The sequence below is a fragment of the Pelagerythrobacter rhizovicinus genome (genome assembly GCF_004135625.1).
Taxonomy (GTDB): Bacteria; Pseudomonadota; Alphaproteobacteria; order Sphingomonadales; family Sphingomonadaceae; genus Pelagerythrobacter; species Pelagerythrobacter rhizovicinus.
Genome location: NZ_SDPV01000002.1, coordinates 499,201 through 524,307, shown reverse-complemented (window position 1 = coordinate 524,307; position 25,107 = coordinate 499,201). Strand labels below are relative to the sequence as shown.

Genomic DNA, 25,107 nt, shown 5'->3' with positions numbered 1-25,107 from the left:
GGCTGTCGCACCATGCACAAGCCCACCCCCGGCCCCTCCCGCAAGCGGGAGGGGAGGAGCGCGTCAGAACTCGCCGCGCACGGTGATGCCGTAGGTCCGCGGTTCGGCGAGGAACGCCGAGTAGGTCTGCTGCTCGGCAACGAACGGCGTGTTGAACGCGACCTGAGTGTAGTTCTTGTCGAACAGGTTCTGCACCCAGCCCTCGACCGAGAAACGTCCCGCGATGTTGGTCACGCCGACCCGGCCGTTCACGACGACGTAGCTGTCCTGCTCCTTGCCGTAGAGCAGGTCCGAACCGGTGTTGTAGTCGTCGGTGAGACGTGCGTTGAAGAACACGAGACCGCGCAGCCCGCCCGGCGTGAGCTCCGGCGTCCACGAGACCGACGAGGTCGCGACCCACTCCGGCGCGTTCGACATGTTGTCGCCGGGCAGGAGACGCAGCGCCGGATCGAGCGGTGCGCCGCTGTCGTCGCCGATCAGGTTATCCTCGTAGCTCGTGTCCGAATAGGTCAGACCCATCGTGAACGCGAGATCGCGCGTCGGGTTGAGCGACCCCTCGATCTCGATGCCCTGCGCGATCACGCCTGGCTGCACGTTCTCGGGCGCGCAGGCACCGGTCGTCGGGCTGGCGTCCCGATCCGCTCCGCCGAGGTCGTCGGAGCAGGCGTTGATGTTCTGGACGAGAAAGACCGAACCGTTGAACGTATTGAGCTGGAAGTTCGAGAACTCCTGCCGGAACGCCGCGACGCTCAGTCCAAATTCGCGCGTCGAGTATTTGGCGCCGATCTCGAACGCGTCGACCGTTTCCTCGTCGAACTGAAGGGCGCTGACGTCGATGTTATCCGGATCGAACAGGACGGGGTTGGAAAGCGCCGAACGGTCGAGATTGAAGCCGCCGGCCTTGTAGCCGCGCGAGTACGAGCCGTAGAGCAGAAGGTCGGGCGTCGGCTTCCAGCTCAGCACCGCAGTACCGGTGAACTCGTCCTCGTCGCGCGTATCGCTCAGGGAAACGCCATCGAGTTCCGAGCTCGAGTTGCCTTGGCAGGACAACGAAATGATGCCGCCGGCGAGTGGGGCCAGAGCCGGGGCCTGCAACAGACCGCCGAGCAGTGCGCGGTTCTGCGGACAGATGACGTTGTCGTTGCCGAAGGTCGCATCGAAGTCCTTGGTCTCGTTGGTGTAACGAAGGCCCAGGGTAAGATCGACCGTGTCGGTGATGTGGAAGATGTTATGGGTGAAGAGCGCGAAGTTCTCGCTCTTCTGATTGTAGATGTCGCCCGTGCCCCCGAGGTCGTTGATCTGTGCCAGATTGTCGAGACCGGCGAAAATGAGGGGCGTTGCCGGCCCGAAGGCGCCCGCGCCTCCATTGGCCGCGAGCAGCACCGCCCGGCCGCCGGCGCCGATACATCCGCTTGACGACGGGTCGGCCAGGGCCGGATTGATCGCGTTGATCACGCGGCACGGCGCGAACGCACCGTAGTCTTCGCCGAAGCGGAGATTGTCCCGCACCTGCAGCTTCTCGTTGGCGTAGAAGCCGCCGACCAGCCAGTCGAGCCTGTCGTCGAACGCACTGCCCTGGAGTCGCAATTCCTGCGTGAAGGTCTTGAACGCCCGCGCTCCGGCGAACTCGCCCGGCTCGCGATAGAGGATGTCGACCTGCGTGTAGTCGGTGTCGGATCCCTGCGTGTTGGAATATTCGCGATAGGCGGTGATCGAGGTCAGCGACACGTTCCCGAGTTCCCAGTTGAGCTCGCCCGAGATGCCGTAGTCTTCGGTTTCGCCTGCGTAGCTCCGCCCGGGGGTGACGTAGATGTCGCGGTTGAACGTGCCCTGGGTCAGCGCCCGCTGATCCTGACCGAGTGCGAGAAGGATCGGAATGATCGGGTTCTCGGTGCTCGTCAGAGGCGGCGTGCTGGTCCCGGGATAGTCGAACTTCGCCTCGGCCGAAGTGGGCGGCAAGTCATCGCTCAGGCGCGCAAGCGGTGCGAAATCGGTCTGGACGAAAGTCGCGGCGCAGCACGCCTCGTCCTTCTTCGAGTAGTCGCCGATCAGGCGGAAGCTGAGCGTATCGCTCGGTTCGAACAGCAACTGCCCACGCACGAGATAGCGGTCGCGATTGTTGACGGTCGTGTCGTTGTTCACGTCGTTGTAGAAACCGTCGCGCTTGAAATAGACGCCGTCGACGCGCGCCGCGACCGTCTGGCCGAGCGGCGCGTTGATTCCGCCTTCGACGCGGATCGCATCGTAGTTGCCGTAGGTGAAGGCGCCGTAGCCGCTGGTCTCGAACTCGGGCGGGGCGGTGTAGATGCTGATCAGGCCGGCGGAAGCGTTGCGGCCGCCCAGCGTGCCTTGCGGGCCGCGCAGGATCTCGATCCGGTCGATCGGGCCCAGCTCGCTCAGCGCGTTGCCCGAGCGCGAGCGGTAGACGCCGTCGACGAACACTGCGACCGAGCTTTCGAGGCCGGGGTTGTCGCCGACCGTGCCGATGCCGCGGATACGCGCCGAGCCGTTGGCCTCGTTGCCGGTGGAAGAAACGAGCAGGGAAGGCGCAACCTGGTTCAGTTCACGAATGTCGTTCGTGCCCGACTTCTCCAGCAACTCGCCGGAGACGGCCGAGACGGCGACCGGAACATCGGCCAGCGACTGCTGGCGGCCCTGCGCGGTGACGACGATGACCGGGCCAGACGTCTCGGCCGCCGGCTGCGCTTCCGCGGCGGGTTCCGGCGCGTCGGCGTCCTGTGCCAGCGCACCCTGGGGAAGCAACGCGATGCTCACGCCTGCAAGGGCAAGCGCACGAACGGATACCATACGTTTCATGTTTTTCTCCTCCACCAAAACTTGACGCTTTCGTTAACTTGAACGCCCCTCTGGGGAAACATCGTTTCCACGAACGGCCGAATTACGCCGCTCTGTGTTGCATTCAGGCCTCTTCGAGTTCGGCCTGCCGGCGGTCGCTCGCGGCCTCGAGCAGGGCTCCCTCGATTGCCCCGATGCGGTCTGCGGCGTCGACTTTCTCGCCGAGCAGATCGGTGACGTAGAACGTATCGGCCGCGCGCTCGCCGTAGGCGGTGACATGCGCGGAATGGACCACCAGCTGGCCGTCGAACAGGGCACGCGCCAGGCGGTTGAGCAGCGCCGGACGGTCGCGTGCATTGACCTCGATCACGGTGAAGCGGTTCGACGCGCGATTGTCGACGATAACCCGCGGGCGGACATCGAAGGCCTTGGCGCGGCTGTGCGGCAGGGGCCGCCTGGCGAGGCGGGGGACGAGCTCGATCCGGTTGGCGAGGGCGTCGCCGATCGCCGTCTCGATCCGCCTGAGCTGTTCGGGCTCGTGGAACGGTTGGCCGTGCGGGTCCTGGACGAGGAAATTGTCGACCGCCCAGCCCGTTCGGGTAGTGTGGATGCGCGCATCGATGATGTTCGCGCCCGCGAGGTGGATGCCCCCTGCGATGCGGTAGAACAGGCCGGGATGGTCGGCCGCGATCACGCTCACCAGTGTTGCGCCGCGCGAAGGGTAGACCTCGCAATGGACGGAAAGGTCGTCCCGCGCGTGGCGTGCGCTGTCGAACTGGCGCAGGTTCAGCGCCATGATGTCCTCGGGCTCGGCGATCCAGTAGGGGTCGCCGAAATCCGCGGCATGACGATCGACGAGTCCCGCATCCTCGCCCAAAAGCTCGCGCACCGCTTCCTTCTTCGCGGTCACACGCTCCTTGCGGCCATGGCGCATGTGGCCAAGCCGCAGCCGCTCGTGGGCGGCGTCGTAAAGCTCACCGAGCAATTGCCGCTTCCAGCTGTTCCATGTGCCGGGCCCGACTGCGCGGATGTCGACTGCGGTCAGGATCAGCAGGTGACGCAGCCGTTCGACGCTCTGCACCTGGGCGACGAAGTCCTCGATCGTCTTGGGATCGGTCAGGTCCCGCTTGAAGGCGGTCGCGCTCATCAGGAGGTGCTGGCGCACGAGCCAGGCGACGAGGTCGGTTTCGTCATCGGTCAGTCCGAACCGGGGGCACAGCTCGCGCGCGACCCCCTCGCCCAGCACGGAGTGATCGCCCCCGCGCCCCTTCGCAATGTCGTGCAAGAGGACGGCGACGTATGCCGCGCGACGCGAGGCGATCTTGTGGATCAGCCGGGTGGAGCGGGGGTGGTCTTCCGCCAGCTCGCCCTTTTCGATCCTGCTCAGCAGGCCGATCGCGCGGATCGTGTGCTCGTCCACCGTATAGTGATGGTACATGTCGAACTGCATCTGCGCGTTGACCTTGCCGAAATCGGGGACGAACCGGCCGAACACGCCCGCTTCGTTCATCCATCTCAGCACGGTCTCGGGATCGTTGCGCCCGGCGAGCAGGTCCAGGAACAGTGCGTTGGCCCGCGGATCGTCGCGCACCTCGGCAGTGATGAGGCGGGAATCCCGATCCGCCTGGCGCATCGTCGCGGGCTCGATCTCGAGTCCTTCCATCTCCGCGACCTGGAAGACCTCGACCAGCCGAACCGGGTCCTTCTGGAACCAGTCGTCGCCAGGTGCCGCGATGCGGCCGCCGAACACGCGATAGCCCCTCACACTGCGCGGACGGGCCTTGAACCCGGCCAGCAGCCCCTTGCGCGCGCGCGTCTGTGCGAACTGCTCGTCGATATGGGCGAGGAACACGCCCGTCAGGCTGCCGACCCGCTTGGCCTGGAGAAAGTAGAATTGCATGAACCGCTCGATCTGGCTCTTCCCGGGCCGGTCGACAAAGTTCATCCGCATGGCCACCTGGCGCTGAAGGTCGAATGTCAGCCGGTCTTCCGCACGGCCGGTTATCATGTGCAGATGCGAGCGCACCGCCAGCATGAACCCTTCGGCCCGGCGAAAGCTGCGGTACTCCTGCGCCGTCAGAAGGTCGACGTCGACCAGCTCGGCCGCGCTCCTGACCTTGTGAATGTACTTGCCGATCCAGTAGAGCGTCTGCAGATCGCGCAGGCCGCCCTTGCCGTCCTTGACGTTGGGTTCGACGACATAACGGCTGTCGCCCATGCGCTTGTGGCGAGCATTCCGCTCTGCCAGCTTTTCGGCGACGAACTGCCGCTCGGTGCCGTTCACCACCTCGGCCCAGAAGCGCTGGCGCGCCTCCTCGTAAAGCGCCTGGTCGCCCCAAACGTAGCGCCCCTCGAGAAGGGCGGTGCGGATGGTGACGTCCTCCTTCGCCATGCGAACCATGTCGTCGGGCGTGCGGCTGGAATGGCCGACTTTCAGACCCAGGTCCCACAGCAGGTAGAGCATTGCCTCGATGACCTGCTCGCACCACGGCGCGCTGCGGGTGGGGGTGAGGAAGGCGATGTCGACGTCCGAATGGGGCGCCATCTCGGCCCGACCATAGCCACCCACCGCGAGGATCGCGAGCCGTTCCCCTTCCGAGCGGTTGCCGACGGGGTAGATGTGTTCGACGACGTGATCGTGGATCAGCCGCACCATCTGGTCGATCAGGAAGGCGTGGCCCGCCACGCATTCGTGACCGGCGTGAGGCCTGTCCTCAAGCCGGCGGCGCAGCTCCTCGCGACCCTTGTCGAGCCCGTCGCGCAAGATTTCGACCACCTCGTCGCGTGCGCCCTTGCCGGCTGGCGCACCTCGGTCCTCCACCCGCCTGGCAATTGCCTCGGCCAGGGCGCGCCGGTCGAGAATCGCGCGCTGCTTGGAGACGCGAACCTGGTTCAAGCGTCGAGCAGCTCCTTCCCGAACGCCGCACGCACCGCACGCTTGTCGATCTTCTGCGTGCCGAGCCGGGGCAGCGGCTCCTCCGCCCTCCAGATGCGTTCCGGAATCTTGAACGGGGCGAGCCGTCCGGTGAGGAAATTGCGTAGTTCCTCGGGCGTCAGCGTGCAATCGTCCTTGCAGTAGTACACTGCCGCCGGAACTTCGCCGAACCGGGTATCGGGCAGCCCGAAGACCGAGCATTCCGCAACTGCATCATGCCCGTAGATCGCCTGCTCCACCTCGATGCACGAGATGTTCTCGCCGCCGCGGATGATGATGTCCTTCTTGCGGTCGACGATGAAGACATATCCATCCTCGTCGAGGTAGCCGAGGTCGCCAGTGCGGAAATAGCCGTCATCGAAGAACGCGGCGGCCGTCGACTGGTCGTCCTTCCAGTATCCGCGGAAGTTCGCGATCGAACGGATGCAGATCTCGCCGACCGCGCCCTGCGGCTGTGGGCGCCCGTCTTCATCGAGGATCGCGAGGTCGACCAGCGGCTGGCTGGCCCGCCCGGTCGAACCGGGCTTGGCCATGTAGTTCTCGTTGAAGTTGCCGCAGCCCACGCCGTTGGTCTCGGTCAGGCCGTAGCCAAGCAACGGAAAGCCTTCGGGGAAGGCGTCCTTGATCTTGGTCACGTGGTCGACCGGGCGGGGGGCGCCGCCGGCGGCGAAGCTCTTGCAGGCCGTGAGGTCGAACTGATCGCGCTCGGGATGCGTGGCGATCTCGTAGCTCATCAGCGGGACGCCGACGAAATAGCTGACCTTCTCCGCCTCCATCAGCCGCATGGCTTCGCGTGCATCCCACTTCGGCATCAGCACGAGCTTGCGCGCAATGGCATAGCTCTGGAGGTAGAGCGGAACCTCGCCGGTGACGTGGAACAGCGGCACGGCGATCAGCGCGCAGGCCTGGCCCGAGGGGCCATCGCCGCGCTCGGTGAGCAGCTGCGCGGCCATCGCGCTTTGCGACACGTAGCTCATCGTGCCGTGCACGACGCCGCGATGGTCCGACCAGGCGCCTTTCGCCTGACCGGTCGAGCCCGAGGTGTAGAGGATCGTCGCGAGGTCGTCCGGTCCCAGCTCGCCCAGCATGCGCACAGCGATGTCGCCTTCGCCCCAGATCGGCGCAAGCCCCTCCGAGGGGGGCAGGTCGTGTGAGATCGTGACGATTGTGGCCGGGTGATCCGTCCCTTCCAGCCGCCGCGCCCGCTCCTCGTCGGCCAGGACGAGCGAACATTCGGCGATGCGAACGCCGTAGGCGAGTTCCTCACCGGTCCAGAAGCCGTTCAGCAGGGTGGCGCAGCCGCCGCCCATGATTATGCCCATGTAGGCGACGATCCAGTTGGCCGAGTTGCGCGCGGCGATGCCGATCCGGTCGCCCTTCTGCATGCCGTGCTTTTCGACCAGCCCGGCGGCGACATGGCTCGCCGCCGCCCAGCATTCGCCGAAGGTCAGGCGAACGCCGCCGTCCACGAGAAAGGGCAGATCCTTGTGCTCGTTGCAGTAGTGCGCGAAATAATGCGCCAGACTGGGCGGCGCGTTCTTGAACGCCGGGATCGTCCGGCCGAACCGTTCGAAAGGTTCGGTCTCGAACGGCATGCCGGGCCCTGTCAGCACTTTCATGATCCGCTCTAGATCGTTGTCCAGCTCGCTCGGCATTCGTTTTCTCTCCTCTCGCCTTCTACCCCGCGCTCCGGCTGCGATAAATCGCGCCGGCCGCCTGAACGCAGGGTTTAACCCCGTCTCGCTCTATGCCAAAAGCCGCGCGAATTCCCGCGCGGCGGGAGCGTTTGATAAGGGGTTCGCCTAGTGCTGTCACTACTTGCCGCCACGGCAAGCGTTGCCGATCCGATCCAGTGGGCGGAACTGGGTCTGACGCCGGGAATCGATCTCGGCTTCTTCACGCTCCGCTGGTATTCGCTCGCCTATCTCGCGGGCATCGTGCTGGGTTACTGGCACCTCTCGCGCATGATAAAGGCGCCCGGTGCGCCGATGGCCCAGCGTCATGCGGATGATCTTTTCTTCTACTGCACCCTCGGCATCATCATCGGCGGCCGAATAGGCTACGCGACGTTCTACGAGCCGTCCTTGTGGACCAGCCTGCGTTTCTTCCAGCTCTGGACCGGGGGAATGAGCTTTCACGGCGGGCTCGTCGGCGTGCTCGTCGCGATCGCCTTCGTGTCGTGGCGTGGAGGGCTCTCGTTCATCCGGGTCGCTGACTACATCGCGGTCAACGTACCGTTCGGAATGATGTTCGGCCGCCTGGCGAACTTCGTGAACGGTGAACTCTGGGGCCGGCCGACCGACGTTCCGTGGGCGATGGTCTTCCCGGGCGCCGGGCCGCTCCCGCGCCACCCTTCGCAGCTTTACGAAGCGGCGCTCGAGGGCGCGCTGCTGATGGCGGTGCTCCTGCTCCTGTTCTGGTGCACTCGGGCGCGCTATCGTCCCGGGCTGCTGGTCGGCGTGTTCACCGCGGGCATCGCGCTCGGGCGTTTCACTGTCGAGTTCTTTCGCGAGCCCGACGCACAACTCGCCGAGTTTGCCGCCGAGACCGGGCTGTCGATGGGGCAGTGGCTCACTATCCCGCTGATCGCCCTCGGCATCGCCGTCACCGCCTGGGCGCTGATGCGGCCGCCGCTCGCGAGCGGCCGCCCGGCGCCCGGAGCCGCATGATCGACGAACGCGGCGGCGATCTTGCGGCGATTTTCCGCCGGTTGATCCGTGATGCGGGGCCGATTTCGCTCTCGCAGTTCATGGGTGAGAGCAACGCGCGCTATTACGCGACCCGCGATCCCCTCGGTAGCGGGGGCGACTTCGTCACCGCGCCCGAGGTCAGCCAGATGTTCGGCGAACTGATCGGCCTCTGGCTCGCCGACGTCTGGATTCGCGCGGGGCGTCAGGAGCCGGTGCTCTACGTCGAACTCGGCCCCGGGCGTGGGACGCTGGCGAAGGATGCATTGCGGGCCTGCCAGCGCCACGGCCTTACGCCCCGGGTGCATTTCATCGAAGCCTCTGCCGCGCTGCGCAGCTTGCAGCGGGAAGGCCTGCCGGATGCGACCTGGCACACCGATCTCGCGACCGTGCCGCGGGATTCGCCGATGCTGCTAGTCGCCAACGAGTTCCTCGACGCCCTGCCGGTACGCCAGCTCGTGCGGACGGCCGAGGGTTGGCGGGAGCGGCTTGTCGGGCTGGGGGACAACGACGATTTCGTTTTTATCGCCGGTCGACAGCCCATGGACGCGGCGGTTCCCGAGGACTGGCGGGAGGCTGAGGAGGGTACGGTGCTCGAAACCAGTCCTGGCGCGGTCGCGGTCGTTCATGAGATCGCCGGGCGGCTGGCCGAGCAGGGCGGCGCGGCACTGCTGATCGACTACGGCAGCGCCGAATTGCGCTCCGGGTCGACACTGCAGGCGGTCCGCGCGCATACCAAGATCGACGCCTTTGCTTGCCCGGGCGAAGCGGATCTCACCGCGCACGTCGACTTTGCGACCCTCGCTCGTGTTGCGCAGCTGCGGGGGGCGCGGCATCTCGGAACCGCGACGCAGGGGCATTGGCTGCAGGCACTTGGCATCGACATGCGTGCGAAGAGCCTGGCGACACACGCGCCGCACCGCGCTGGCGAGATTTTCGTCGCAAGGGACCGTCTGGTCGCCGACGAGCAAATGGGCGAGTTGTTCAAGGTCATGGGCCTTGCCGCACCGGGCTGGCCCGGGGGCGCAGGGTTCGAGATCGACCGGGCCGAGGGCTAAAAGCCTATCTCTCCTGCCAGGCGGTCCGCTGCCTCCGCCGGGCTGAGCTTGTTCTCAGCGCGATCGACGGAGAGATTCGCCTTGCGCATCGCCTCCACGTCGATCGCGCCGATCAGCGGCCGGAGCGCGCGCAGGAGCCTCTCCTCATCGGCGCGATCGGGCGCGATCAGCACCAGCGCATCGTAGGCAGGAAAGGCGTTCTGCGGGTCGTCGAGGACCACCAGGCGGTCGGCCGCGATTCGCCCGTCCGAGGTATAGGCGCTGATCACGTCGGCCTCCCCGGACTGCAGGGCATTGTACATGAACGTCGGGGTGAACGTCCGCTGACGGCCGAAGCGCAGGCCATAGGTGTCGCGCACGGCGAACCATTCGGGTCGGCGGAAGAATTCCGGATCCGCGCCGATGGTAAGCCCGGGCGCGACGCGCACAAGATCTGCGATCGACCGTACGCCGAGGTCGCGCGCACGGTCCTCGCGCATCGCCAGGGCGTAGGCGTTCTCGAATCCGAGGCGCCCGAGCACCCGAATTCCGTTCGTCTCCTCCGCCCACTCCTTGATGGTCCGGTAGACCACGTCGCGGCCCGGGTTGCCGTCGCGGTTCATCTCATTGGTCCACAGAGTGCCCGTGTAGTCGATCGCAATGTCGATGGCGCCGGTGGCGACGGCGTCATGGACCACCGCCGAGCCGAGCCCTTCGCGATAGGCGACGTCATAGCCGACATCGCGCAGGCGCTGACCGATCAGGCGGGCGAGAATGTACTGCTCGGAAAAGCTTTTGGCGCCGATCACGACTGTGTCGTCGTCGTTCTCGCCGAAATCGGCTTGCGACCAGCCGGCTGCGGCGACGCCGAGCAGGGCGAGCGCCGCACCGCCCCAGACGAGGGTCTTGCGGCGCGCCGCGAACCCGCGCTCGATCGCCCCGAGCAGCAGATCGGCGACGAGCGCAAGTGCGGCGCTCGCAATACAGCCGGCGAGCACGAGCGCCCAGTTCTGCGTCTGCAGGCCGGCGAAGATCGGATCCCCCAGGCTCGGCTGACCAACGGTTGTAGACAATGTTGCCGCACCGATCGTCCAGACCGAAGCCGTGCGAATTCCGGCCATGACGTAGGGAGCGGCGAGCGGGGCTTCCACGAGCCTCAGCTTCTGCCACGCTGTCATGCCCACCCCGTCGGCGGCTTCCAGCACGCCGGGCGCCATGTGCTCACGCGCGGTCACCGCGTTCCTCAGGATCGGCAACAGCGCGTAGAGGGCAAGCGCGAGGAGGGCCGGGAGGAAGCCCAGCGTCGGTAACTCCTGGCCGAACACCGCCCGCAATGACAACAGGATCGGGAAGAACAGCGCGAGAAGCGCCAGCGCGGGGATCGTCTGTACCAGGCTGGCGAAGCCGAGGACGATCCGCGCGACCGGCGGCGAGCGGCTCGCCCAGACCGCGAGTGGAAGCGCCACCACTATCCCGAGCGCGATAGCCCCTGCGGCAAGCAGCACATGGGCGGCGAGCTTGTCGCCGAGGCCGAGGAGTATCGCGAGAATGCCAGTCATTTCTCTAACTCGGCAATGGCGTCGGCCTGGTCGCGCGGCACGGCGACCAGCGCTTGGGCTTCCTCGCCGCCTGCCCCGGCCAGCAATGCGCGCGGACTCTCGTCGGCGACGATCCTGCCGCGGGCCATTACCAGCACGCGCTCGGCCAGCAGCAGTGCCTCGGTCATGTCATGCGTCACCATCAGCGTGGTCAGGCCGAGCCGCCCGTGCAGTTCCCGCACCCTCCGGCCGAGCGCATCGCGCGTAACCGGATCGAGCGCGCCGAACGGCTCATCCATCAGGAGAAGCTGCGGATCACTCGCCAATGCGCGTGCCACGCCGACCCTCTGGCGCTGCCCGCCCGAAAGCTCGTGCGGCATGCGAGCCGCATGGCCGCCTTCGAGTTCAACGAGTTCGAGCAATTCGGCGATCCGCCCTGTCCCGATCGGTTGGCCCGCGAGGCGCGGGCCGATGCCGATATTCTCGGCGACGCTCATGTGCGGGAACAGGCCGATCGACTGGAAGACATACCCGATGCGCCGCCGCAAGGCCGGGGCGGGGCCGCTGCGCACGTCCGTGCCTCTGAACAGAATCGCGCCGTCGTCGGGCGCGACCAGCCGGTTGATCGTCTTGAGGAGGGTCGATTTGCCCGACCCTGAAGCGCCGACCAGCGCAACGAAGCTGCCCCGCGGAACGGCCAGATCGATCCCGTCGATCGCACGTACCGCGCCGAAGCTCTTGGTGAGGTTCGCAAGGTGCAGTTCGCTTTCGGAGGGGATGGGCATGGCTGCACCTTAGGCCGCTTTGGGATGCCCAGACAAATGGAGGCGCTGCGGCGATATCAAGGCAGGTTGGCCAAACAAGCTTCAAAGCTCTGCGAAGTATAGTAATGAGTAAGTAAAAACACCTATAAGTATAAGTTCGTAGATTTGCGTCAACTTCATCAGAACGCGACAGTATAATTGACATTGATGTCAATGTTAGATACGACTCGTGAAACTAGGCACTTTGCTTAGTCGCAAGTAAGTCACGATCTGGGAGATGTATGATGAGAAAGGCTGCAATTTTTCTTGCAAGTTCAATCGCGCTGGTGGGTTCGCAGGCAATGGCATCGGCGCCGTATATCGAACCGGCAGCGACCCCGGCCTGGGTGTTCGAAGGCGAGGTCGACGTCAGCAAAGGTATCAATCTCACCTGCAACGCGACGGTCACGATCAGCGGCCCCAACGATGCGGCTGATACCAACCCTCCGTTCAGCCACACCGATGTCTCGAATCTCAGCGCCACCATTGCGCTGTCGGGCGGGACGCTCGGCCTGTGCGGTTCGGTCAACGTCGCGCCCATCCCGGCGGGCGACATCAGCTACACCTCGAGCGGATCTTCGGGTGGGACTTTCACGCTTCACAATGTCTTCGTGACGACGATCACTCCGGGCAACTGCCAGGGCAACATCACGGCCGTCTGGAACGAAGCGGCCCAGACGCTGAGCGTTTCGGGTATCCTGCCCGCCGTGAGCGGCTCCGACTGCACGATGGACGGTCTCGTTGATCTGATCTCTCCGGCATCCGGCAATGCCAGTGCTCCGGGCGACGCGGATCACAATCCGAACCACTGATGCTGCCGCCATCTCACTGAGGTGGCATGGCGATCGTTCGGGACGGGCGCACGTTTCGTGCGCCCGTCTTGGCGCATGGGGTGCTGCAATGTCGAAGACCGCGAACCCGGTTTGATGAAGGCGATGCGCTTCGTGGTGCCGGCCGTCGTGGCGCTGTGCTGGACGCAGGAGGCAAACGCGGTCTCGGAGCCGGAGCGGGCCGAACCCCAGCAGGCAGAGAGCATAGTGGTCACCGCCCCGCGCCGCGGTGAAGCGGAGGTGCCGGCCGAGTCCGAGTTCGGCGAAGAAGAGATTGCCGGCTACGGCGCCGACAGCGTCGACGAGCTTCTCGATCTCCTGGCGCCGTCGATCGATGCATCGGGCGGGGAGCCGGTCATCCTGGTGAACGGGAAGGAGATTGGGTTCGACCGTTCGATCCTCGGCTATCCGCCCGAGGTGCTGGACCGCATTGCGGTACTGAAAGCAGAGGCGGCGGCACGCTACGGCCATCCGTCGGGCCAGCGCATCGTGAATCTCGTCCTCAAGAACGACTACGCGAGCCGCCATGCGACAGCGTCGACGAGCCGTGCGACGGGCGGCGGCCAGCACGGCGGCACCTTGACCGTCAGCCAGGTCGCCGTCGCGGGAGAGGTGCGATGGAACGTGCAGGGGCGCGTCTCCTACGACAGCGCCTTGCGCAAAAGTGCGAGGGGCGTTCCCGCCGACGTCGCCTCCGTCGATCTTGTCGGCCATGTCTCGCCGATACACGGCGACCAAATCGACCCGGCGCTGAGCGACCTGGTCGGCGAGGTCGTGACCGTCGCGGCCATACCTGCCGTATCCGCGACGAGGCCGCCGGCGCTGTCCGACTTTGTGGCGGGCGCCAATCGAACCCATTCGGCCGATCCGGCAAAGTTCGAAACCCTGCTGCCCTCACGCAGAAACCTGTCGCTCGATCTTGGCGCCAGCCGGCCGCTCGGGCCGTTCAACGCCTCGTTGAGCGTGAACGCCAGTTCCAGCCGCAGTGAACGCCTGCGCGGTGTGCCGATGTCCTCGCTCGTCCTTCCCGCCGACAGCCCCTGGTCCCCGTTCTCGGATGAAGTGCGCCTCGTGCGCCCTCTTGCCGGCGACCGGGCATTGCGGGGGGAGAACAGTTCCCGGTCGTTGAGCCTCTCGCTGACCTTGACCGGCACGGTGGGCCCGTGGCGGACTACCCTCGCGGGGAGCTACGCACGAAGTTGGGCGCGCAATCGTCTCGAGCGCGGAATTGATACAAGCCTTGCGCAAGCTCTTGTCAACACGGCGGCAGTCGGGTTCCATCCCTACGCGGCGTGGAGCGACCGCCTGCTCCAGACGACGGGCAGCCGATCGGACAGCGAGAGCTTCGGCTTGCGCTTCAACGTCGCGAGGCGGGTTCTGGAGCTGCCGGCAGGGCCGGTAGCGGCCAATCTCTCCATTGATGCGAGCCGCAGCAGCAGCGGCTACCGGCCCACGGAGGATTCCGACGACATCGCATCCGCAGATATCGATGCCCGTCGGCAACTGGGCGGCGAGATCTCCTTCAGCATTCCTGTTTCGCGTCCGGATGAGCGGACAACGGGACTCCTTGGTGCTCTTACCGTCGATCTCTCGATGGGTGGCCGGCGCACGACCGGGAGCGGGCTGCGCAAGCAGTACGGCGGCGGCTTCACCTGGTCGCCGGTTCCATTGCTGGAGGTTCTCGGCGCGTTCAGGCACCGGGAGATGGGGCCATCGTCGGAGCAGCTCGGGGCGCCGCGCGTCGAGATGGCGAGACGCGTGTATGACTTTGTCCGGCAGGAGGTTGCGGAGCCGCTCTGGATCACGGGAGGAAATCCACTGCTTCACCGGGGCAGCAGACGGACATTTTCGCTGGATATCCGGCTTCGGCCGCTCGGAAGCTCGGTCCTTTCGGTGAACCTGGGCTATCGGCAGAACAGCAGCGACGGGGGGATCGCATCCTTCCCGGAGCTCACGCCGGCGATCGAGGCGGCTTTCCCCGAGCGGGTCGTACGTGACGCCGAGGGGCGCCTGCAGGTGGTCGACGCGCGCCCTATCAATCTCGCGAAAACGGAGGATGCCGAGCTTGTCTCGGCCATTGCCTTGCGCCTGCCCGCTCCGGGGACGGGCCAAGCGAATCAACGGACGGGAAACCCGCTGCGCTTCTCGCTGTCCCTCAATCATACCTGGCGCCTGAAGAGCGAGCTGCTGACTCATCCCAGCGTGCCGGTCATCGATCAGTTGGCGGAGACGGGGCAGACGCGACACTATCTCGCCCTGCAGGCGAATGCAGGGAAGAAGGGGATCGGCGCGGACCTGAACGCGACGTGGAGCAGCCCTGCGCGGGTTCGCAGCAGGCACGCATCGGCAGCGGAGCGCGATTACCGCTACGAACCGCCGCTGATGATCGACGTGGGCGCGTTCATCGTTCCCGACGAGCTATGGGTTTCGGCCGAGGGGATCGGCTGGCTGGAGAACCTCAGGATATCGTTCGAGATCGACAATCTCCTCGACACGTATCGCAGCGTTCGCTTGAGTGACGGCAACGTTCCGCCCGGCTTCAGCCGATACGAGGTCGATCCACTGGGGCGCACGGTCGAGTTGTCGGTGCGAAAAAGGTTCTAGCGCCGTGGCGGGTTTGGCCCGGCGCCGTCATCTCGTCGCAGGGGGTATTCCCGACGGGATCAGGAACAGCGGCAGGATGCGGGCGATCAGATCGCGCATCGCGTCGTCTTTCTGGTCGAGCATCTCGCGCACGTGGGGGCCGATCATCGCATCCCCGAAAGCGCTGACGGCCATCATCAGGACTGCGGAGCGGACGCGTTCCGGTGCTCCCTCGTCGGTCGACTGGCCAACGATCGCCTCGACCAGCCCACGCACCGCTTCGCGCACGGGTTCGAGCTGTCTCACGTCGCCCGAAAGGATGATCCAGGCCGCGAGCGGGCCGGCGCCGCCCTTGTCGAAGGCGTCGAAGACCTTGTCGGCGACGGTGCGTGGCGCCGCGGCGTCGGTCTTGAGCAACTCGACCACGTTGTCGAGCGCGGTCGTCAGATCGCGGATCATCGAGCCCATCAGGGCGGACTGCAAGCTCGCCGCCGATCCGAAGTGATGCAGCACGTTGGCGTGGGACATGCCGATCTCACGGCCCACGTTCGCGAGCGTGACCGCCGCCGGGCCGCTATCGAGGAGCAGCTTGCGTGCTGCGATCAGCGCTTCGTCGCGGACCTCGTCGCCCATCCGCTTGCGCCTCCGGACCCGCTCCTCCTTCGGGTGTGCCATCCTGTCCTCCCGCCCACATGCGGCCCTGCCGCCTTCGTGAGGGATACCACATACAGATGTGCGAAGGCGCGTCACCCCCGATCCTTAGTTGCGCACCTTTTCGTCTAAATGGTATTTACATTGACATCAATGTAAATTACAAGAGTGATGTAACCAGGAGGAGTCGAACCATGCCCCCCACCCGAACGCCTGAGGATATCGCCATTCACAAGCGCAACTGGAAGTTCGGCCGGGACGAGCCCGCACGCCGCTGGTGGCACGGCGGCGATGCAGGTCGCACGGCGTTCTTCAACGCGCTGTCGTCCACCTTCCCGGTCGGCGAGAAGTTCTTCATGACTACTGTCCGGCATTACCGCGACGAAGCGCCAGAGGGGTTGCGCGCGCAGATCGACGATTTCGTCTACCAGGAATCGATGCACACGCGCGAGCACGTGTTCTTCAACAAGCAGGCGCGCGATGCAGGATACGACATCCGCTCCGGGGAGGACCGCGCCGCGCGCACGATCGCCTGGGCCAAGCGCCGCAAGCCGGTGATGCAGCTCGCCGCGACATGCGCGCTCGAACACTTCACCGCGACCCTGGCGAACGCGGTCCTCTCGAACCCCGAGCACCTCGCCGGGGCCGAGCCGGAAGCCCAGCGCATGTGGCGCTGGCATGCGATCGAGGAGATCGAGCACAAGGCGGTCGCCTACGACACCTGGCTTCATGCCACGCGCAAATTCCCGCGCTGGCGCCGCTGGCTGGGGCGCTCCTTCGCCATGGCGGCGGCAACCGTGCGGTTTCACTACGTGATCTTCCGCAATACCGCCGATCTGCTGGCGCAGGACGGAAAGAACGACTTCGCGACATGGCGCAAGCTGCTGCATTATCTCTATGTCCGCCCGGGCGCCATGCGCCTGCTGGTGGGCAGCGCGATCGGATACATGCGCCCCGGCTTCCACCCGTGGCAGCATGACGACCGCGCGCTGGTCGCCAGGGCGCTCGACACGCTCACGCCGCCGGCCGATGCGGAGCTCGCGTCGTGAGGGCGGTGGCGGTCACGCTCGGGCTCCTGCTGGCAGCATCCGCGCCGGCAGCAGCGGGAGACGGCAGCCGGATTCTCGGCGTCTGGGCGACCGGCAGCGAAGGCGGCCGGGTCGAGATCTATCGCTGCGGCGAGGCCTTGTGCGGCAAGATCGTCGACGCGACGCGGCTGCGCGCCAATCCCGACCTGCGGGACGTGCGCAATCCCGATCGTTCGCTCAGGAACCGCAAGCTGAAGGGCCTGGTGGTTCTGCGCGGCTTCACCGGCGGCCCGGCCGAATGGCAGGGCGGGCCCGTCTACGATCCGGAATCCGGCGATGGAGCCGCCAAGGGCTATCTGACCCTGCGCCGCGACGGCAAGCTCGAGGTCAAGGGCTGCAAGGCCGCGATCTTCTGCCGCACCAAGGTCTGGACCCGCGTGCGCTGATCATACGAAGGGCTCCTCACAAGGGGCGACGGTCGCAGCCGTCCCTTGCGCGCCCACGGCATTCCATCGGTGCCGTGGGCGTCTTTTTTGTGTGCATCCCGCAACGCCTGCCCCCTCGCGCTGCTTCCGGGCGGCCCCGGGTCGTTGCAACTTCGCCTGGGAATGGCTCCGTCGGCATCACCCCTACGATTCTGCCGATCGATTGTCGTGGTGCTACTGGCGGGAGGCTGCCTCTCCAAATTTGGATCGGTGTAATCGCCACCACCTCGCCTGTTCTTCGGGTCACTCAGAACCGAAGGCCGAGCGTCGCGCCTCCCAGCAGATAGCAGAACAGTGTGATCAGCACGATACCGACGAAGTTCAACACCACGCCGCCGCGTGCCATGTCGGCGATGGTGACGGCGCCGGTGCTGAACACGATCGCGTTGGGCGGTGTGCCGACCGGGAGCATGAAGGCGCAGGTTGCCGCCAATGCCGCAGGGATCAGGAGCGTCAGGGGATCGGCGCCGATGCCGAGCGCCACGCCGCCCAACACCGGAATGAAGGTCGCGGCTGTGGCGGTGTTGCTGGTAACCTCGGTCAGGAATATGACGATCGTGACCACCGCGGCCATCAGAAGGAGCAGTGGAAGCGTACCCAAGCCCGACACCTGCGTGCCTAGCCACTTGTCGAGACCTGTGGCGGCAACCGCGCTGGCAAGACTAAGGCCGCCGCCAAACAGCAGCAGCACGCCCCAGGGCAGCCCGTCCTCCGCATCCTTCCAGTTGAGCACCATTTCCCGGCGGCCACGGCCGGGAAGGATGAACATCGCTATACCCGCGGCAATGGCCACGGCAGTATCGTCCATCTGGCCGAACCAGCCGAGATCGTCGGCCAGCGCGGGAATGTTCGAAAGCAGCCCTGGAGCCACCCACAGGAACGCCGCGGCGGCGAACACGGCGGTCACCACTGCCTCCCCTTGGCTGAAGCGACCGAGCTTGTTGATCTCCTCTTCAATCATTTGCCGGCCGCCAGGCACCTCGGCGAGGTCGAAGCGATAGAGCAGCCGGGTCATCAGCACCCAGCCGATCAGGATGAAGGTGAAGGCTGCCGGCGTGCCAAGCAGCATCCAGTCGAGAAAGCCGATTTCGACCTGGGGCTCGGTGGCCGCATAGCCCGCGACGATCGCATTGGGCGGACTGCCCAGCACGGTCCCGAGCCCGCCCATGCTCGCGGACCAGGCGATCGCGAGCATCAGACAAATCGCGAAGCGGCGAATGTTCTCGTCGGGCACCAGGTCGACTTGGCCCGGCCGGTGTGCCGCTCGAGCGACTTCCACGCTCGTGCCCGCCAGACCCGAGCGGTCGCTGATCAGGGCAATCACCGACAGGCCGATCGGTAGCATCATCAGAGTCGTTGCGGTGTTTGAAACCCACATCGAAAGAAAGCCGGTAGCCAGCATCAGCCCCAGTATGATCTGCCGGGGAGCAGTCCCCACGCGGGCCAGCGTCAACAGCGCGATCCGGCGGTGCAAGTTCCATTTCTCCATCGCGATCGCGATCAGAAACCCGCCAAGGAACAGGAAAACGATGGAATTCGCGTAAGGGGCAGTGCTTTCGACCACAGTCAGGTCGGTGAACATGGGGATGAGGACGATCGGCAACAGCGATGTTGCCGCTAACGGGATCGCCTCGGTCATCCACCAAACCGCCATCAGTGCTGCGACAGCCGCGACATATCGCGCCTCCGAAGGCATGTCCTGGGCCCCTCCCAGAGCCAGCCAGACGGCCAGCGCAATCGCGGGTCCGAGCGCTCGGAACAGCCAAGTCAGCCGAGGCGATCGCGGGTCCGGTGAGACATTCTCCGCATAGTCCTCGTATTGCCCTTGATGACGGACCTCGTCAGCCATGCCCTCTCCCGTGTTCAGTCCGAAGCCGCTAGCACCATCTTGCCGGTCCGGCCTATAGCTCATGCCCGGATTCCAGCTTTCCGCCCGCCGTTCGGGTCGGCCTTTAATCCTCTACCTGCGTCGATGGGTGGGTGCTTGCTCCGGGCATGCCAAAACGGTGTAGTCTGCTCGTCGGGATGGCAAAATTGCACAGAGCCCCTGATGAACGGGATGGCCGCTTTCAGTTACGATCCACTCTCTTCGGCGACGGCTGACCGCTTCCATGCCAGCTCCGTTAGGCTCGCCGGAACTGCTGAGAAGAGGAGCGCAGAGGCGATATCTCAACGCGTGGGGGGCCGATCTTCGACTTCCCTCGCTCTGATCGCCACGGGATGTGCTGATCTGCCACCGGGGTGTGCAACGTCAAACGCGGTCTGCCGAGGCCACGACTCCCGGCAACCTGCTTCGATCACTCAACGTCCAGAACAAGGGCGCTGCTAAGTGCTACGAGGTCGCCATCAGAATTCCGCAGCTTCAACCAGACGGGCCGGGTGCCGCGTTCAGCCGTAAGCGAGAATGTGTGACTGTCCGATCGGCCATCGAGTGGACGAGCCTCGATGAGGTCGGTGCCCACCAGGACCTCGAGCATGGTGCCAACGGGCGCTTTCAAATCAGCTATAAGCGCGATGGGAGCGGAGTCGGACACGCGAAGTCGCCCCCCCATCTTCGCCGTCGCCTCGCCGGTCCGCACGGTGAAGTCGAGATGCACTTGTCCGGACCCCTCGACATCGATGAAGCTGCGTCCTCGGCGCAAGCCCTCCAGAATAGCGCCTTGGGACAGATCCTCTGCATAGACCACGGTGGCAGGTACACCTACTGCCCCGTCGCCACTGCGCGCGGGGTCGTGATTGTCGCTGCCGCCGATCGCCGCGAGGCGATGCCCTTGGGCGAGCGCCTCCACCCAGAAAGGAATGCCCGAGACTGGCCCTTCCGGACCTCCGCCCGATGCGGAGGACGATCCGTTGATGACTTCGACCGCATCCGCATGGGCAAGATCGGCGCCGGGCATGGTCCATCCGCAGCCCATGCAGATTTCCCCCGAGGGAAGCCGTGGGTGATTGATAGAGACCAGTCCGCCCAGCGAACGAACCTGCTCGGCGATATCGGCAAAGCTGTTGTCGCTCCCTTTCGCGATCCTGAAGTCGAGGAATGAAGTCACGCCATATACGTTGAAGTGGCCGTAAAAGGTCGTGATCTCACGCGCCGGGATCAGCAGCATGTCGTCGAAATAGGGTGCCAGTTCCCGTAGCGGCGCCGCCTGGCTGGCGGTGTTGTGCTCGGTGAGCGCCACGAAATCGAGTCCGCGGTCCGCCGCTGCTTCGATCGTCCGATAGGTTGGACAGGGTACGCGCTGGCCGCTGCGGCTGTCGCAGGAGCCATCACTATGGGCGGTGTGGAGATGGAGGTCTCCCCGGTACCAGCCCGGCCCCCTGCCGGCCGGTGCGTCGGGCAGCCATTGGGCCTCCGCTCCTCGCAGGAACCACAACTCGGCCTGCCATTGCGCCGTCACCCCTTCCCGAATGTTCGGAACGGCCAGCGCTAGCGCCCATTCGCCGGCCGGTAGCGGGCCGGGAAGGTAGGAGGGGGTCGCATCGGTCGGCGCAATCGTGAAGCTCGCCTTGTTGCCGCCGCTCGCGCCGCGAAAACCGTGGGGATCCTCTATCCCGAGATCGATCACTGTCTTATGGTCACGACCGTCGTAGTCGAATGAGACTACCAGTCGCTCCGTCCCTTCCGGCAGGACGAAAGGGGCCCGGATATACCGCTGGTGATCGGAGCCGGTGATCGTACCCGACAAAATCTGGTCAGACCCGCGCTCGGGCTTCTGCGCGCTCGCCGCAGTGGCCCATAGCAGCGCGAGAAAGAGAACGATCGCCGGCCCGAAGGCCGGCGATCGCACGGATATTCCAAACAAGGTGCGCATCAGAAGTCGAGCGTGACGGAAGCGCGCACCGTCCGGCCGAACACCGGCCGAGCCAGGAAGTAGCGAGCGTTCGGATCGCCGGTGTTGAACGATCCTGCCCGTGGATTGCCCTCGGTCAGGCCGAGTTCGTCAGTGAGATTGCTGACGTTGAGACCCAGCGCGAGGGAATCGGTCACTTGCCCGCGGAAGTTGAGGTTGAGCAGCGTGTAGGCCGGCAATTCCTGCGAATTGGCGATGTCCGGATAGCGCTTCGTATAATGCTCGACCTCCAGCTCGGTGCGTAGCCGCCCGTCGAAGAGGTTGACCGCTGGCACCGCCCGGAACGAGAGTTTCGGGACGCGGATCAGTTGATTGCCATCGTAGTCCTGCACTGCACCGGTCTGGTCGGTATAGGTGAAACCCTTGTATTGCGGATCCTGGTACGTCGCTTGAACCGAAAGATCGAAGAATCGGCTCGGACGCACCAATGCTTCCAGCTCCATCCCCCACGTCTCCGTGTCGGCGACCACCACTTCGGGATCGTCATACTCGTTGGTGACCGGGTTGAAGCGATAGTTGGTGAAGCTCACGCCTTCGAACTTCGAGAAGAAGGCGGTGGCAAACAGGTTGAACACGTCGCCGCCGTACTTGAATCCGAGCTCGGCCATCTTGATCGGCACGGAGCGCTGATCGGTGCGGGTCGGATTGCCGTTCCACTCGCCCGCACTCGGAAGCTTGAATGTATCGGTGTAGCGCGCAAACACGCCCATCGACGGAGCGAACTGATAGTTCGCGCCCACCGTCCAGGCGAAGTCGTCGAAGCGCTCGTCCACTTCAATGAAATTGCCGGTACCGGTCAGCACCTGGTCGTCGGCGAGCGTGGTGGGGTCGCCCAGGTTCACAGTCGTCTTCTCGGCAACCTGTCCGCCGAATTCGGTTTGCTCCCAACGTGCAGCGAAATCCAGGCGCAACGCGTCGGTGACCTGCCATTCATCGCCCGCGTAGAGCGCGATCGCGTCCACTTTCATACCGACATTGTCGTAAATCGATCCATAGCGCTGAAAGCCGTTGTCGGTAGCACGCCCGACGACGTCGCCGTCGGCGTCCACCGCCACAACATCGAGCCGCCGGGCATTGCCTTGCACGTCCAGCAGCGTGGTCCCCATGTAACGGTCGAAGCGATAATCGTAGTGGCCATAGGTGAAGCCGACGGCGAAGCTATGGCTGCCGCCCGCTTCGAACTCTGCGGTCAGACGGTTGTCGGTGATCACCTCCTCGATCGGCACGCTGACCGAGAGCAGGTTGCCGCCGACGACCAGCCCATTGCCATTGGTCGTGTCGGTTACCGGCACACCCCCGCCAGCATACTCCGCGCGAATGTCCGTCGCTCCCGGAAAGGCGGCGAGCACCGCAGGACGAATGCCATTGAGGAATACGTCGAGTTCGGTGACGTTCCCCGTGGGGAACATCGCGTTGCGCAGGATATCGGCATCGCGGTAGCGATTGCGGCTTTCGAGAGCGAAGGTGTCGTTGAGCGCCAGCACCCCGTTCAGGGTGATTTGCGTCATCTGGGTATGCGAGCCTTCGGTGAGGTCGAACAAGTATGGCCGGCCCACATTCTTGATCGGCAGGTCGTCCGTGTCCGGTCCGGCCAGCGTATCCTCGCGCGAATCGAACCCCGGAACGTCGGTGATCTCGCCGTCTGCATCATAGGTCAGCGGCACCGGAAGATAGAAGGGAACTCGATCGTCTAGATATTTGACGTCCAGCATCAGCGAATTGCGGCCATCGTCGTAATCGACCGTGCCGCGGATTTGGCCGCCTTTCTCGGCAAGGAAGCCAGTGTCGCGCATGCCGTCGCTCTGGCGGTAGAAGCCGCCCACGAAGACGCCCCAGTTCTCGTCCAGCCGTGTGCCGTAATAGCCATCCAGGCGGTTCAGATTGTAGTTGCCCCAGGTATATTTCACCCGGCCTCCGGGCTCGTCGGTGCCTTTGCGAGTGATGAAGTTGACCACGCCCCCCGGAGCAAAAGGAGCGAAGATCGATGCCGGGCCGCCACGCACGGCCTCCACCCGCGCGATCGTTTCGTCGAACCGGAACGACTGGTCGGGGTTCAAGTAGCCGAGCCCGCCATCGTACTGGACCGAGAGGCTGTTCTCCTGGAGAGCGACGGCGGAATACCCGTCGGTCGGGATGCCGCGCGAACGGACATTGTTGGATCCCTCCCCACCCGAGGACTCAACCCAGAAGCCTGGAACCTGCTTGAAGGTGTCGGCAGTGGAGGCGGGGTTCGTCAGGCGCAACGCGTCGTCGCTGAGCGTCGTAATCGCGTAGCTCGCTTCCGCCTTGCGCAGCTCGCTGCCGCCAGCTCGACCGGTCACGATGATGACATTGAAGTCCCCACTGCGGCTTGCATCAGGCAGGGAAACCTCGTCGCCATCCTCGGCATCTGCATTCTGCGCGTAGGACGGGCTTGCCAGGGCAAGCGAGATCGCCGCCAAAGAGGCGGTGGAATAGACAGCTTTCATTGTTCCTCCCGAAAATCGGCGCTTACGTGGTCCGAATCCTGTGCGGCTCGGGGTTCGTCAGCGAGACGCTGGCTATGGGGGCATGATGACGAGCGAGTGACAGGAGCGAGCTTTGGAAGTCGAAGCGCGCGGCTGGCTGGAGGAAGGACTTCCTGACAGCTGTCTTTCGCTCATCTGGCTTCACAGCGAGAGCTTCGTGACCGGATCTCAGTCGCTGGATGATCTATTTGACGAGCCCCAGGGCGGACGGCAACGGGAGGCTATGCGAACGCACCCGTCGGATGTCTGACGCTCCAACACCAGCGGTGGTCGATGCCATGCTGGCATCTCGCGGGGACGACCGCCGTTCCGAACAAGATAATGCCGTGCTACACTGAGCGAGGCTTAACTCTTGCAGGTTCGTTCGATGGACCCTCGCTTTCGGCACCAGTTCGAAAAGTTCGTGGGAGTTGAGAAACCGTCGACCTTGGTCGTCTCCGAATTTCAGACACCCGAATTCGTTGCGACGCGCGTCCAGTGGGCGTGGAGTGCGGGAGGGCACCCGACGCGGTTCGATCGAGCGGAAGGCTACATGGTCTGCATGCAGCGACTCGATCTTCCGGTCCAAGCGTATTGGGCCGACGAGTGTGCTATGTCGCTCCCAGCCATGCGACGAGGACAGTTCCTGTTGCTCGATCTTGGCGTTCAGCACTCCTCCTTGGTCCCGAGCGACGTGGATTGCATTTCCGTCTTCACATCGCGCAGCGCCCTGCAACGGTTTCAGGCAGAGCATGACCTTCCCGCGACCGGTGAGCTGCGAGCTCCGCTCGCCGCAACCCACGAGGACCTGGTGCTTCGCCACCTCTGTGAGGCGCTATTGCCGGCGATAGAACAACCGCAGAGCGCCAATGAGCTGTGGGTCGACCACGTCAGCCTGGCCCTCCTTGCGCGCCTGACGGCGCTCCACGGTACCGACGCAAGGGCGATGGCTCAGCTGCGCGGGGGCCTTGCGCCATGGCAGGAGCGGCGCGCCAAGGAGATGATGATGTCTTCGATCGACGGGCGCATCGGCCTCGAGAGCCTGGCCGCCGAGTGCCGGCTGTCCCGCAGCCATTTCGCCCGCGCCTTCAAGATCTCTACCGGTATGTCACCGCTTCGCTGGCTGAGCGCGCAGCGCATCGAGCGTGCGAAGCATATGCTCCGGGAGACCGATCTACCGCTCGACCAGATCGCCAACTCGTGCGGCTTTGCGGATGCTAGTCATCTGACGCGCACGTTCCAACAAGCGAAAGGCATGACGCCTGGCGCTTGGCGGCGTCTGTGCCGCTTCTGATCGCGGCTCTCATGCCATCACCGTGGTACAATCGAAAGCACGCTCGTTCATGGCAACGACTCCAGCTTCAACGGTAGGCTCCCCGCGGCCAGCGAAGGAGACA

16 protein-coding genes are annotated in these 25,107 nt (G+C 65.0%); 7 read left to right on the top strand and 9 right to left on the bottom strand.

Features of this window, described 5'->3' with window-relative positions; all coding sequences use genetic code 11:
- Positions 1–63: 63 nt before the first annotated feature.
- The 3 genes from ETX26_RS10385 to ETX26_RS10375 form a co-directional block, all read right to left on the bottom strand.
- A complete protein-coding gene (locus ETX26_RS10385; protein ID WP_404825313.1) occupies positions 64–2,808 on the bottom strand; it encodes a TonB-dependent receptor in 2,745 nt (914 codons plus the stop codon).
- Positions 2,809–2,920: 112 nt separating this feature from the next.
- Positions 2,921–5,692 (bottom strand): [protein-PII] uridylyltransferase, encoded by a 2,772-nt coding sequence (locus tag ETX26_RS10380; RefSeq protein WP_129524616.1) that lies wholly within the window; start codon positions 5,690–5,692, stop codon positions 2,921–2,923.
- Entirely contained in the window at positions 5,689–7,386 is a 1,698-nt protein-coding gene (locus tag ETX26_RS10375) for a class I adenylate-forming enzyme family protein (protein WP_129524615.1), read from the bottom strand. The genes ETX26_RS10380 and ETX26_RS10375 overlap by 4 nt, the downstream gene beginning before the upstream one ends.
- 150 nt (positions 7,387–7,536) lie before the next feature.
- Here ETX26_RS10375 and lgt point away from each other — a divergent pair, with 150 nt between their 5' ends.
- A complete protein-coding gene (gene lgt / locus ETX26_RS10370) occupies positions 7,537–8,400 on the top strand; it encodes a prolipoprotein diacylglyceryl transferase (protein ID WP_129524614.1) in 864 nt (287 codons plus the stop codon).
- Entirely contained in the window at positions 8,397–9,476 is a 1,080-nt protein-coding gene (locus tag ETX26_RS10365) for a class I SAM-dependent methyltransferase (protein ID WP_129524613.1), read from the top strand. Before lgt ends, ETX26_RS10365 begins: the two co-directional genes overlap by 4 nt.
- Here the strand turns inward: ETX26_RS10365 and ETX26_RS10360 are convergent.
- Positions 9,473–11,014 carry an ABC transporter permease/substrate-binding protein gene (locus ETX26_RS10360; RefSeq protein WP_129524612.1) on the bottom strand — a complete coding sequence of 514 codons (1,542 nt, stop codon included), beginning with the start codon at positions 11,012–11,014 and terminating at the stop codon, positions 9,473–9,475. The two genes, ETX26_RS10365 and ETX26_RS10360, sit on opposite strands and share 4 nt — an antisense overlap.
- Positions 11,011–11,778 (bottom strand): ATP-binding cassette domain-containing protein, encoded by a 768-nt coding sequence (locus tag ETX26_RS10355; protein ID WP_129524611.1) that lies wholly within the window; start codon positions 11,776–11,778, stop codon positions 11,011–11,013. Before ETX26_RS10355 ends, ETX26_RS10360 begins: the two co-directional genes overlap by 4 nt.
- Before the next feature lie 320 nt (positions 11,779–12,098).
- On the opposite strand from ETX26_RS10355, the gene ETX26_RS10350 reads away from it, so the two are divergent.
- Positions 12,099–12,608 (top strand): hypothetical protein, encoded by a 510-nt coding sequence (locus ETX26_RS10350; protein ID WP_129524610.1) that lies wholly within the window; start codon positions 12,099–12,101, stop codon positions 12,606–12,608.
- A 114-nt stretch (positions 12,609–12,722) separates the two neighbouring features.
- Entirely contained in the window at positions 12,723–15,230 is a 2,508-nt protein-coding gene (locus tag ETX26_RS10345; RefSeq protein ID WP_129524609.1) for a TonB-dependent receptor, read from the top strand.
- Between the two features lie 27 nt (positions 15,231–15,257).
- On the opposite strand, the gene ETX26_RS10340 is transcribed toward ETX26_RS10345, so the two are convergent.
- Positions 15,258–15,884 (bottom strand): TetR/AcrR family transcriptional regulator, encoded by a 627-nt coding sequence (locus ETX26_RS10340; protein WP_129524608.1) that lies wholly within the window; start codon positions 15,882–15,884, stop codon positions 15,258–15,260.
- 170 nt (positions 15,885–16,054) lie between these two features.
- Between ETX26_RS10340 and ETX26_RS10335 the strand changes: the two genes are divergently transcribed.
- Together ETX26_RS10335 and ETX26_RS10330 are read left to right on the top strand one after the other, a co-directional pair.
- Entirely contained in the window at positions 16,055–16,909 is an 855-nt protein-coding gene (locus ETX26_RS10335) for a metal-dependent hydrolase (protein ID WP_129524607.1), read from the top strand.
- On the top strand, positions 16,906–17,334 hold the full coding sequence (locus ETX26_RS10330) for a DUF2147 domain-containing protein (protein ID WP_191984713.1): 429 nt from the start codon (positions 16,906–16,908) through the stop codon (positions 17,332–17,334). Before ETX26_RS10335 ends, ETX26_RS10330 begins: the two co-directional genes overlap by 4 nt.
- Positions 17,335–17,620: 286 nt before the next feature.
- Here ETX26_RS10330 and ETX26_RS10325 read toward each other — a convergent pair whose 3' ends face one another.
- The 3 genes from ETX26_RS10325 to ETX26_RS10315 all read right to left on the bottom strand — a co-directional run bounded on the left by ETX26_RS10325 (position 17,621) and on the right by ETX26_RS10315 (position 23,692).
- Entirely contained in the window at positions 17,621–19,222 is a 1,602-nt protein-coding gene (locus ETX26_RS10325; RefSeq protein ID WP_129524606.1) for an SLC13 family permease, read from the bottom strand.
- A gap of 448 nt (positions 19,223–19,670) precedes the next feature.
- The gene (locus ETX26_RS10320) at positions 19,671–21,161 is read right to left on the bottom strand and encodes a CehA/McbA family metallohydrolase (protein ID WP_225425729.1); all 1,491 of its coding nucleotides are present in this window, start codon (positions 21,159–21,161) and stop codon (positions 19,671–19,673) included.
- A 23-nt stretch (positions 21,162–21,184) separates the two neighbouring features.
- On the bottom strand, positions 21,185–23,692 hold the full coding sequence (locus ETX26_RS10315) for a TonB-dependent receptor (protein ID WP_129524604.1): 2,508 nt from the start codon (positions 23,690–23,692) through the stop codon (positions 21,185–21,187).
- A gap of 667 nt (positions 23,693–24,359) precedes the next feature.
- Here ETX26_RS10315 and ETX26_RS10310 point away from each other — a divergent pair.
- On the top strand, positions 24,360–25,004 hold the full coding sequence (locus ETX26_RS10310) for an AraC family transcriptional regulator (RefSeq protein WP_165271750.1): 645 nt from the start codon (positions 24,360–24,362) through the stop codon (positions 25,002–25,004).
- Positions 25,005–25,107: the final 103 nt, after the last annotated feature.